The organism is Cellulomonas massiliensis JC225, assembly GCF_000312005.1.
GTDB classification, from domain to species: Bacteria; Actinomycetota; Actinomycetes; order Actinomycetales; family Cellulomonadaceae; genus Cellulomonas; species Cellulomonas massiliensis.
On record NZ_HE978588.1, the window covers coordinates 2,834,262 to 2,844,741 of the forward strand.

General features: G+C 75.2%; 12 protein-coding genes. 7 read left to right on the forward strand and 5 right to left on the reverse strand.

Annotated elements, in window-relative coordinates:
* Positions 1–48: 48 nt before the first annotated feature.
* Complete coding sequence (gene glgA / locus HGCM_RS13405; protein ID WP_019137347.1) at positions 49–1,275, reverse strand: glycogen synthase; 1,227 nt, start codon at positions 1,273–1,275, stop codon at positions 49–51.
* Between the two features lie 130 nt (positions 1,276–1,405).
* Between glgA and glgC the strand changes: the two genes are divergently transcribed.
* Entirely contained in the window at positions 1,406–2,647 is a 1,242-nt protein-coding gene (gene glgC / locus HGCM_RS13410; protein ID WP_026075473.1) for a glucose-1-phosphate adenylyltransferase, read from the forward strand.
* 83 nt (positions 2,648–2,730) lie between these two features.
* Positions 2,731–3,372, forward strand: coding sequence for a phosphoserine phosphatase SerB (gene serB, locus HGCM_RS13415; protein ID WP_019137349.1), 642 nt, complete (start codon positions 2,731–2,733; stop codon positions 3,370–3,372).
* A 3-nt stretch (positions 3,373–3,375) separates the two neighbouring features.
* Here the strand turns inward: serB and HGCM_RS13420 are convergent, their stop codons facing one another.
* The 3 genes from HGCM_RS13420 to fabG all read right to left on the reverse strand — a co-directional run bounded on the left by HGCM_RS13420 (position 3,376) and on the right by fabG (position 5,501).
* Positions 3,376–3,885: a SixA phosphatase family protein gene (locus HGCM_RS13420; RefSeq protein ID WP_019137350.1), complete on the reverse strand. Its 510-nt coding sequence runs from the start codon at positions 3,883–3,885 to the stop codon at positions 3,376–3,378.
* Positions 3,886–3,961: 76 nt separating this feature from the next.
* Positions 3,962–4,732 (reverse strand): enoyl-ACP reductase FabI, encoded by a 771-nt coding sequence (fabI, locus tag HGCM_RS13425; RefSeq protein ID WP_019137351.1) that lies wholly within the window; start codon positions 4,730–4,732, stop codon positions 3,962–3,964.
* 31 nt (positions 4,733–4,763) lie between these two features.
* On the reverse strand, positions 4,764–5,501 hold the full coding sequence (fabG, locus tag HGCM_RS13430; protein ID WP_019137352.1) for a 3-oxoacyl-ACP reductase FabG: 738 nt from the start codon (positions 5,499–5,501) through the stop codon (positions 4,764–4,766).
* 129 nt (positions 5,502–5,630) lie between these two features.
* Between fabG and HGCM_RS18325 the strand changes: the two genes are divergently transcribed.
* Genes HGCM_RS18325 through HGCM_RS13445 form a run of 3 tightly spaced genes read left to right on the forward strand, consistent with a single transcriptional unit; the run spans position 5,631 to position 7,083 of the window.
* The gene (locus HGCM_RS18325; RefSeq protein WP_019137353.1) at positions 5,631–5,960 is read left to right on the forward strand and encodes a DUF3099 domain-containing protein; all 330 of its coding nucleotides are present in this window, start codon (positions 5,631–5,633) and stop codon (positions 5,958–5,960) included.
* Entirely contained in the window at positions 5,957–6,205 is a 249-nt protein-coding gene (locus tag HGCM_RS13440; protein ID WP_051016090.1) for a hypothetical protein, read from the forward strand. Before HGCM_RS18325 ends, HGCM_RS13440 begins: the two co-directional genes overlap by 4 nt.
* Positions 6,202–7,083, forward strand: a complete 882-nt coding sequence (locus tag HGCM_RS13445) for an SURF1 family cytochrome oxidase biogenesis protein (RefSeq protein ID WP_019137355.1) — start codon at positions 6,202–6,204, stop codon at positions 7,081–7,083. The genes HGCM_RS13440 and HGCM_RS13445 overlap by 4 nt, the downstream gene beginning before the upstream one ends.
* A gap of 27 nt (positions 7,084–7,110) precedes the next feature.
* Here the strand turns inward: HGCM_RS13445 and HGCM_RS13450 are convergent, their stop codons facing one another.
* The gene (locus HGCM_RS13450) at positions 7,111–8,709 is read right to left on the reverse strand and encodes an ABC-F family ATP-binding cassette domain-containing protein (protein ID WP_019137356.1); all 1,599 of its coding nucleotides are present in this window, start codon (positions 8,707–8,709) and stop codon (positions 7,111–7,113) included.
* Positions 8,710–8,889: 180 nt separating this feature from the next.
* Between HGCM_RS13450 and HGCM_RS13455 the strand changes: the two genes are divergently transcribed.
* Both HGCM_RS13455 and HGCM_RS13460 read left to right on the forward strand, forming a co-directional pair.
* Positions 8,890–9,555, forward strand: a complete 666-nt coding sequence (locus HGCM_RS13455) for a biotin transporter BioY (protein WP_019137357.1) — start codon at positions 8,890–8,892, stop codon at positions 9,553–9,555.
* 7 nt (positions 9,556–9,562) lie between these two features.
* Positions 9,563–10,330 (forward strand): energy-coupling factor ABC transporter ATP-binding protein, encoded by a 768-nt coding sequence (locus HGCM_RS13460; protein WP_019137358.1) that lies wholly within the window; start codon positions 9,563–9,565, stop codon positions 10,328–10,330.
* Positions 10,331–10,480: the final 150 nt, after the last annotated feature.

Below are 10,480 nucleotides of genomic sequence, written 5' to 3' on the forward strand. Positions count from 1 at the left end.
CGCGGCGGTTTCCGACGCCGGGTCGGTCGCTGCTGCGAGGTCCGTCGCTCAGGCGAGCGCCGTGCGGTAGACCTCGAGGGTCCGCTCGGCGATCGCGGACCAGGAGAAGTGCTCCTCGACGCGCGTGCGGGCCGCCGCACCCCAGCGGCGGGCCGTGGCCTCGTCGCTCACGACCTCGACGAGCGCCGCGGCCAGGTCGGCGACGAACGCCTCCGGGTCGACCGGCGTGCCGGTCCCGTCCTGCACCTGCTCGATCGGGACGAGCCGCCCCGTGACCCCGTCGTCGACCACCTCGGGGATGCCGCCCGTGGCGGTCCCGACGACGGGCAGCCCGACGGCCATCGCCTCCAGGTTCACGATCCCCAGCGGCTCGTAGACCGAGGGGCACGCGAACACGGTGCCGTGGCTGAGGACGGCGACGAGCTCGTCGCGGGGCAGCATCTGCTCGACCCACACCACGCCCGAGCGCCGCTCGCGCAGCCGCTCGACGAGCCCGGTGACCTCGGCCGCGATCTGCGGCGTGTCCGGCGCGCCGGCGCACAGGACGAGCTGCACGTCGTCGGGCAGCCGCTCGGCCGCGCGCAGGAAGTACGGCAGACCCTTCTGCCGGGTGATCCGCCCGACGAACACGACGGACGGCCGCTCCGGGTCGATGCCGAGGCCGCGCACGACCTCGTCCGCCCGCGCCAGCGCCTCGTCGCCGGCCGGCCGCCGCCAGCCCTCGAGGTCGATGCCGTTGTGCACGACGTGGACGCGCGTCGGGTCGACCGACGGGTAGGAGCGCAGGATGTCGTCCCGCATCCCCGCCGAGACCGCGATGACGGCGGTCGCCGCCTCGTACGCGGTGCGCTCGGCCCAGCTCGACACCGCGTAGCCGCCGCCGAGCTGCTCGGCCTTCCACGGGCGCAGCGGCTCGAGGCTGTGGGCGGTGAGGACGTGCGGCAGCCCGTGCAGCAGCGACGCCAGGTGGCCGGCCATGTTGGCGTACCAGGTGTGCGAGTGGACGAGGTCGGACGCGACGCCGTCGTCGCCGACCGCCCCGACGCCGTCGACGATCTCCAGGTCCACGCCGAGCGTCTGCAGGGCGGCGTTCGCACCGGTCAGCCCCTCGGGCACGGCGTAGCCCCGCACGCCCGGCTCGTCGCGCGGCCCGTCGAAGCAGTGGACGCGGACGTCGACGCTGCGCCGCAGCACCGCCGCGAGCTCGGCCACGTGCACGCCCGCGCCGCCGTAGACGTAGGGCGGGTACTCCCGGGTGAGCATGTCGACGCGCACGGCCGTCCTCCGTCCTCTCGACCGCCGCGCCCGGCCGGGCCGGGGCTGCGACGGCACCGCCCGGTGCCTGCGCGACACGCTAGCGCGTCCTGGCCTCGCCGCCCGGCGGCCGGAGGCCTAGGGTCGGAGCATGGCAGCGCCGCGCGTCCTCGCAATCGTCCTCGCAGGTGGCGAGGGCAAACGCCTCATGCCGCTCACGACGCACCGCGCCAAGCCCGCGGTGCCGTTCGGGGGCATCTACCGGCTCATCGACTTCGCCCTGTCGAACGTCATCAACTCCCGGTACCTGCACGTCATCGTGCTCACGCAGTACAAGTCCCACAGCCTCGACCGGCACGTCTCCAAGACGTGGCGCATGTCGGCGCTGCTCGGCAACTACGTGGCCGCCGTGCCGGCGCAGCAGCGGGTCGGCAAGCACTGGTACCTCGGCTCGGCCGACGCGATCTACCAGTGCCTCAACATCATCGACGACGAGCGTCCCGACATCGTCGTCGTGGTGGGCGCCGACCACGTCTACCGCATGGACTTCTCGCAGATGGTCGACGCGCACATCGAGTCGGGCGCGGAGCTGACCGTCGCGGGGATCCGGCAGCCGATCGGTGAGGCCGACCAGTTCGGCGTCATCGAGACGGACCCGTCCGACCCGACGCGCATCGCCGCGTTCCGGGAGAAGCCGAGCGACCCGGTCGGCCTGGCCGACTCGCCCGGCGAGGTGCTGGCCTCGATGGGCAACTACGTGTTCGACGCCGACGCGCTCGTGCGCGCCGTCACCGCCGACGCCGAGAACGCCACGTCGCGGCACGACATGGGCGGCGACATCGTCCCGGCGTTCGTCGACAAGGGCACCGCGGGCGTCTACGACTTCATCCGCAACGACGTGCCGGGCTCGACGCCGCGCGACCGCGACTACTGGCGCGACGTCGGGACGATCGACGCCTTCTACGAGGCGAACATCGACCTCATCGCGATCGAGCCGGTGTTCAACCTCTACAACGACGAGTGGCCGCTCTACACCGGCTACACCGGGCTGCCGCCGGCGAAGTTCGTGCACGCGGGCGCCGGCCGGCTCGGGCATGCGGCCGACTCGGTGGTCTCCCCCGGCGTCGTGGTGTCGGGGGCGACCGTCTCGGGCTCCGTCCTGTCCCCCGGCGTGCGCCTGCACTCGTGGGCGCAGGTCACCGACTCCGTGCTGATGGACGGCGTGCAGATCAGCCGGTACGCCCAGGTGCACCGGGCGATCCTCGACAAGAACGTGATCGTGCCGGAGCGGGCCCGGATCGGGCTCGACCGCGAGCACGACCTCGAGCGCGGGTTCACCGTCACCGAGTCGGGCCTCACGGTCGTGCCGAAGGGCACCGTCATCACCGACTGACGCGTCGCACCGCCCGTCGGGGCGCACGGTCCAGTCCCCGGGCGCCCTGAGGACAGCGGTGCGCGCCTCGGTAGCCTGCCGCCGTGACCGCCCCGCGCCTCGTCGTCATGGACGTCGACTCGACCCTCATCACGGCTGAGGTCGTCGAGCTGCTCGCGGCGCACGCCGGCTCGCAGGCGCGGGTCGCCGCGATCACCGAGCGCGCGATGCGCGGCGAGATCGACTTCGCGGCGTCGCTGCACGAGCGCGTCGCGACGCTCGCCGGGCTCCCCGTCTCGGCGGTGGAGGCGGTGCGCGACGAGGTCCGCCTGACGCCCGGCGCCCGGGAGCTCGTGGCCGAGGCGCAGCGGCGCGGCTGGCCCGTGGGCCTGGTCTCCGGCGGGTTCATCGAGATCGTCGCGCCCCTCGCCGAGTCGCTCGGGATCACGCTCGCGCGCGCCAACGCCCTCGAGGTGGCCGACGGGCACCTGACCGGCCGCGTCGCCGGCCCGGTCGTCGACCGCGCCGCCAAGGCCGAGGCGCTGCGCGACTACGCGCGCCGCACGGGCGTGCCGATGGAGCGGACCGTCGCGATCGGGGACGGCGCGAACGACCTCGACATGATGGCGGCCGCCGGGTTCTCGGTGGCCTTCGACGCCAAGCCCGTGGTCGCCGCGGCGGCCGACGCCGCGGTCCGCGGGCGGCTCGACGCGGTGCTGGCCCTGCCGCCCTTCCTCGAGGACTGACCGTCAGGAGGGCGTGACGAGCCGCGCGAGCACCATCGAGCCGCGGCCGACCTCGCCCCAGCCGGTCGTCGTCTCCAGCAGCGACCAGCTCGCGGTGGGGACGCCCACGCGCACGCGCGCGAACGCCGCCGGGTCGGACGCCGGCCCGGCGAGCTGCTCGGCGACGTGCGACATCGTCGGCTCGTGACCGACGACGAGCACGGTCTCGACGTCGTCGGGCACGGCCGTGACGAGCGCGACCACGTCGCCCGTGCCGGCGTCGTACACCTCGTCGCGGTACTCCACCCCGTCGACCGTCGTGCCGAGCGTCGACTGCACGAGCTCCCAGGTCTGGCGCGTGCGCAGCGCGGACGAGCACAGGACGAGGTCGGGCACCAGGCCGTCCTCGGCGAGCGCCCGCCCGACGGTCGCCGCCTGCCGCCGCCCCGCGAGCGCGAGCGGCCGCGCGTGGTCGGCCATGCCGTGCGGGTGCTCCGCCTTCGCGTGGCGGAGCAGGATCAGCCGTCGGGTCACGCGCTCAGCGTGCCACGGCCGGCGGGGCGACGGAGGTCACCACGCGCCGGCCGTCGGCGCGTGCAGGCCGTCGGCGTCAGAGGCCCATGGCGTGCACGCCGCCGTCGACGTGCACGATCTCGCCCGTCGTCGCCGGGAACCAGTCCGACAGCAGCGCGGCGACCGCGCGGGCGGTCGGCTCCGGGTCCGTCACGTCCCAGCCGAGCGGGGCGCGCTCGGGCCAGCCGCCCTCCATCGCCTCGAAGCCGGGGATCGACTTCGCGGCCGTCGTCCGGATCGGACCCGCCGAGACGAGGTTGACCCGCACCCCCGACGGGCCCAGGTCACGGGCGAGGTAGCGCGCGGTCGACTCGAACGCGGCCTTCGCGACGCCCATCCAGTCGTACACCGGCCACGCGTACCGCGCGTCGAAGGTGAGGCCGACGACGCTCGAGCCGCGGCTCAGCAGGGGCTGGGCGGCGACCGCGAGCGACTTGAGCGAGTAGGCGCTCACCTGCAGCGCGGTGGCGACGTCGTCCCACTCCCCGGCGAGGAAGTTCCCGCCCATGACCGACTGGGGGGCGAACCCGATGGAGTGCACGACGCCGTCGAGCCGGTCGAGGCCCGCCTCCCGCACCCGGTCGGCCAGCGCCGCGAGGTCCTCGTCGGAGGTGGCGTCGAGCTGCAGCACCTGCGCCTCCTTCGGCAGGCGGCGCGCGATCACCTGCGTGAGGCGGAACTGGCGGCCGAACGAGGTGAGGACCACCTCGGCGCCCTCCTCCTGCGCGAGGCGGGCGACGTGGAAGGCGATCGAGCCGTCGGTCAGCACGCCGGTGACGAGCAGCTTCTTGCCGTCGAGCAGAGCCATGGGAGTGGTCCGTCCTGTCGTGGTGGGAGGGTCAGTGGCCCATGCCGAGGCCGCCGTCGACCGGGATCACGGCGCCGCTGATGTAGGCGGCGGCGGGCGAGGCGAGGAACTCGACGGTCGCGGCGACCTCGTCGGGCTCGGCGAACCGGCCGGCGGGGATCGCGGCGACGTAGGCGTCGCGGCGCTCCTGGGGCAGGGCGCGCGTCATGTCGGTGTCGATGAAGCCGGGCGCGACGACGTTCGCGGTGATGCCGCGGCCGCCGAGCTCGCGGGTCACGGAGCGGGCGAGCCCGACGAGTCCCGCCTTCGAGGCCGCGTAGTTGACCTGGCCCGCGCCGCCGTACAGCCCGACGACGGACGAGATGAGCACGACGCGCCCGCGCCGCAGGCGGATCATGCCCTTGCTCGCGCGGCGCACGCACCGGAACGCCCCCGTGAGGTTGACGTCGAGCACGTCCGCGAAGTCCTCGTCCGTCATCCGCAGCAGCAGCTGGTCGCGGGTCACGCCGGCGTTCGCGACGAGCACCTCCACCGGGCCGTGCTGGGCCTCGACCTCCGTGAACGCGGCGTCGACCGACGCGGTGTCGCGCATGTCCCCGTGCACCCCGAGGACGCCCTCCGGCAGGTCCCCGGACCGGTAGATGGTGGCGACGCGGTCGCCCGCGGCGACGAACCGCTCGGCGATGGCGCGGCCGATGCCGCGGTTGGCGCCGGTGACCAGCACGCTGCGCGGGGCGGGCGACTGCTCGGGCTGCGAGTTCTCAGGCACGGGACACGACGCTAGCCGACCCGCGCGAGGCGCCGGGCGGGCGGCCCGCAGCAGGATCGTCGTCCGGTGTTGTGGAGGTCGCACAACGCAGGCGGAGCCGCGGTGGCGAGCGCGGCTTACGATCGTGGGGTGAGCACACGCCGGTCGCACGAGCCCGAGGTGCAGCGGATCACGTCCGCCCCCGAGCCGCTGGCCGACGACGTCGCCCGGCGGCAGAAGCGGTATCTCGTCCAGATGGGCATCCGCACCGTGTGCTTCCTCGCGACCGTGCTCACGTGGGGCCACGTGCCGCTGTGGCTGTCGGTCGTGTTCCTCGTCGGCGCGGCGGTGCTGCCCTACGTCGCGGTGCTGGGCGCGAACGCCGGCCGCGAGCGCCGCGACACCGACCAGACGTTCTTCGACCCGCGGCAGATCGGCCCGGGGTCGGGGCCCACGCGTGGCCTGGGCGGCCGGCCGTGAGCCTCCTCGGACCCGTGCCCGACGCGGTCGACGAGCTGGTCTGCAGCGCGCGCGGCTGCCGGGCCGAGGCGACCTGGGGTCTGCTCTGGAACAACCCGAAGCTGCACACGCCGGACCGGCGGAAGGTCTGGCTCGCGTGCGACGAGCACCGTGAGCGGCTCACCCAGTTCCTCGACGTGCGCGGCTTCGTCAAGGACGTCGTCCCGGCCGCGGCCCTCGAGGGCGCGCCGGGCTCGACGTCGTGAGCCCCGCCGCCCGCCGCGCCCTCGGCCTCGTCGCCGTCGGCGTGCTGGTCGCCGTCGTCTGCACCTTCCTCGGCCGCTGGCAGTGGCACCGGCACGAGTGGCGCGACGCGCAGATCGCCGTGGTCGAGGCCAACTACGACGCGACCCCGGTGCCTCTCGCGGACGTGCTCGACGGCGTGGGCGACGCGCTGACGGACGACGAGGCCTGGACGCCGGTGCGGGTGAGCGGCCGCTACGACGCCGGGTCGACGGTGCTGCTGCGCAACCGGCCCGTGGACGGCCGGCCCGTCTACCACGTGCTCGTCCCCTTCGTCCTCGACCGCGCCGGCGGCGGCAGCGCGGGCGCGCCCCCCGTGCTCGTCGTCGACCGCGGCTGGGTCGCCGTCGGGGAGGACGCCTCGAGCGCGGTGGACGTGCCGCCGCCGCCCGCCGGCGACGTGACGCTGACCGTGCGCCTGCGCGCCGGCGAGGCACCCGGGCGGCCGGCCCCCGCCGGGTACACGCACGCGATCGCCGTGGACCAGGTGCTCGCGCAGGGCGGGGCGCAGGGCAGCGCCTACCGCGCGTACGGGTCGCTCGTCGCCGAGGACCCCGCCCCCACGACGCCGCTCGGTGCGCTCGCCGCCCCGAGCCTCGACCCGGGCTCCCACCTGTCGTACGCGTTCCAGTGGTGGGTGTTCGCGCTCGGGGCGCTGGTCGGGTTCTCCCTGCTCGCGCGCCGCGAGATCACCGACGCGCGCGCGGTCGAGGCCGACGGCGCGCCCGACCCGGCCGCTCCCCCGGCGCCGGCGCCTCGTCGCGGACGGCGCGACGGCCGGGCCGAGGCGGAGGAGGACGCGCTCATCGACGCCCAGCTCGCGGAGCCGGGCGGACGCTGACGCCGTCCGCCGTCTCCTCGGCCGGCCTCACGCGAGCGTGATGAGGTCCAGGTAGTCGTCGCTCCACAGGTCCTCGTCGCCGTCCGGCATGAGCAGGACCCGCTCGGGGTTCAGCGCCGCGACCGCGCCCTCGTCGTGCGAGACCAGGACGACCGCGCCGGTGTAGCCGCGCAGCGCCGCGAGGATCTCCTCGCGCGACGCGGGGTCGAGGTTGTTGGTCGGCTCGTCGAGCAGCAGGACGTTCGCGCTCGACACGACGAGGGCGGCGAGCGCGAGCCGGGTCTTCTCCCCGCCCGACAGCACCCCGGCGGGCTTGTCCGCGTCGTCCCCGGAGAACAGGAACGAGCCGAGCACCGACCGCACCTGGGTGTCCGTGAGGTCGGGCGCCGCCGAGCGCAGGTTCTCCACGACCGTGCGGCCCATGTCGAGCGTCTCGTGCTCCTGGGCGTAGTACCCGAGCTTGAGCCCGTGGCCCGGCCGGACCTCCCCGGTGTCCGAGGACTCGAGCCCACCGAGGATCCGCAGGAGCGTCGTCTTGCCGGCGCCGTTGAGGCCCAGGACGACGACCTTGCTGCCCCGGTCGATCGCGAGGTCCACGCCCGTGAACACCTCCTGCGAGCCGTACGACTTCGACAGGTCGGCCGCCGTGAGCGGGGTGCGGCCGCACGGCGCGGGCTCGGGGAAGCGCAGCTTCGCCACCTTGTCGGCGACGCGCACGTCCTCCAGGCCGCCGAGCAGGCGCTCCGCCCGGCGCGCCATGTTCTGGGCGGCGACCGTCTTCGTCGCCTTCGCGCGCATCTTGTCGGCCTGCGCCATCAGCGCGGCGGCCTTCTTCTCCGCGTTGGCCCGCTCGCGGCGGCGGCGCTTCTCGTCGGTCTCGCGCTGCTTGAGGTACGCGTCCCAGCCGAGGTTGTACTGGTCGAGCTGCGCGCGGTTCGCGTCCAGGTGGAAGACCTTGTTCACCACCGCGCGCAGCAGCTCGACGTCGTGCGAGATGACGACGAGCCCGCCCGGGTAGACCTTGAGGTAGTCGCGCAGCCACGCGATCGAGTCGGCGTCGAGGTGGTTGGTCGGCTCGTCCAGCAGCAGCGTCTCGACGCCCGAGAACAGGATCCGGGCGAGCTCGACGCGCCGGCGCTGCCCGCCCGAGAGCGTCCCGATCTCCTGCGAGAGCACCCGGTCGTCCAGGCCGAGGTTGGACGCGATCCGGTGCGCCTCGCTCTCGGCGGCGTACCCGCCCGCGGCGGTGAACCGCGCCTCGAGGCGCGCGTAGCGCTCCATCGCGCGGTCGCGCACCTCCTCGTCCTCCGCCGCCATGTCCGCCTCGGTGCGCCGCATGGCGCGCACGATCTCGTCGAGGCCGCGGGCCGAGAGCACCCGGTCCATGGCGAGCACCGACAGGTCGCCCGTGCGGGGGTCCTGCGGGAGGTAGCCGACGTCGCCCGAGCGCATGATCTGGCCGCCCGTGGGCTGCGTCTCCCCCGCGAGCGTCTTCGTCAGCGTGGTCTTGCCGGCGCCGTTGCGGCCGACGAGGCCGATGCGGTCGCCGGACGCGACGCGGAAGCTGGTCGGCTCGAGCAGCTGGCGGGCACCGACGCGCAGCTCGACGGCCTGGGTGGAGATCACGGGTGTGGCATTCCTCCGGAAAGGGCGCCCCGGTCTTGGCCTCGGGCGCAAACGACGGCCATCCTAACGACCGCTAGCGTGGCGACCTGCCGCCCGGCGGCGCACCTGGATACCCGGTCGTCCGCCTCCAGCGCGACGACGACCCCGCCCGGCCCCGCCCACGACCGAGGGGAACGCGTCATGGCCGACACCCGCTCCAGCACCGCACCGACGGACGCCACCAGCGCCGGCACCAGCACCGACACCCGCACCGCCGAGACCCTGCCCACGCCGGTCGAGCGCCGCGGCTCGGCCGCGACCGACGCCGCGCTGGTCGCCACCTTCGCGGCCTTCGTCGCGGTCTGCGCGATCCTCCCGGGCATCCCGACGGGCGTCGGCGTGCCCGTCACGCTGCAGACGCTCGCCGTCATGCTGACCGGCATGGTGCTGGGCTGGCGCCGCGGCTTCCTGGCCGTCGCGCTGTACGTCGTGCTCGGCCTGGCCGGGCTGCCGATCTTCTCCGGCGGCCGCGGCGGGCTCGGCGTCCTCGCCGGGCCCACGGTGGGATACCTGCTCGCGTTCCCGTTCGCCGCCGCGCTGTGCGGGTGGCTCGCCGGCTCGGCCGCCCGCGCGACCGGCTCCGCGCGCTACCTCGTCCTCGTCGCGAGCGGCGTCGTCGGCAGCTTCGTCGTCATCCACCCGGCCGGGATCGCCGGGATGATGGCGCGCGCGGGCCTCACGCTGCCCGAGGCGTTCGCGGCGGACGCCGTGTTCATGCCCGGTGACGTGCTCAAGAACCTGGCGGCCGCCGCCGTCGCGGTCGCGGTCTTCGCCGCCTACCCCGACCTGCTGCGCGGCCGCCGCTGAGCGCGACGTGATCGAGCTCGACGACGTCGTCGTCACCGCCTACAGCCCGGACCCGCAGGGCGGTCCGGACCGCGTCGTGCGGCTGCTCGGGCCCGTGAGCCTGCGGCTCGCCGAGCGGCGCGTCGCCGTGGTCGGCGCGAACGGCTCCGGCAAGTCCACGCTCGCGCGGCTGCTCAACGGGCTGGTGCTGCCCTCCGCCGGACGGGTGCGGGTCGGCGGGCTCGACACCGCCGAGGACGGCCCCGCGGTCCGCCGCAAGGTCGGGTTCGTCTTCACCGACCCCGACGCGCAGCTCGTCATGCCGACCCCCGTCGAGGACGTGGCGCTCTCGCTGCGCCGGCTCGTCCCCGACCCGGCCGCCCGCGACGCGCGCGCCCGGGCCGCGCTCGCCCGCGTCGGCCTGGCCGACCGCGCCGAGCTGCCCGTCCACGCGCTCTCGGGCGGTCAGAAGCAGCTGCTCGCGCTCACGAGCGTGCTGGCGGTCGAGCCCGACCTGCTGGTCTGCGACGAGCCCACGACGCTCCTGGACCTGCGGTGGAGGCGCACGGTCGACGCGCTGCTCGACGCGCTGCCGCAACGGGTCGTCGTCGTCACCCACGACCTGGAGGCGGCGGCCCGGGCCGAACGCGTCCTCGTCGTCGACGAGGGCGCCGTCGTCTTCGACGGCGCGCCGGCCGACGCCCTCGCGCACTACCGCACGCTCATGGCCGACGCGCCGGCCCCCGCGGGCCCGCGCCACCCCACCGGACCCGCACCCGCGAGCCCGGCGCGGTGAGCCGGCCGCTGCGGGCCCCCTGGGCCGGGCCGCTCGGGCTCTACCACCCCGCCACCAGCGTCGTGCACCGCACGGCGCCCGGCCTCAAGCTCGCGCTCCTGGCGGCCGCCGGCCTCCTGCTCGCGGTCGTGCGCGGGCCCGTCGGCGCGC

Excerpts from the sequence above, each read along its gene's own strand:
- glgC (WP_026075473.1), top strand. The coding sequence starts at position 1,406 with ATGGCAGCGCCGCGCGTCCTCGCAATCGTCCTCGCAGGTGGCGAGGGC.
- HGCM_RS13455 (WP_019137357.1), top strand. The coding sequence starts at position 8,890 with ATGGCCGACACCCGCTCCAGCACCGCACCGACGGACGCCACCAGCGCC.
- fabI (WP_019137351.1), bottom strand. The coding sequence starts at position 4,732 with ATGGCTCTGCTCGACGGCAAGAAGCTGCTCGTCACCGGCGTGCTGACC.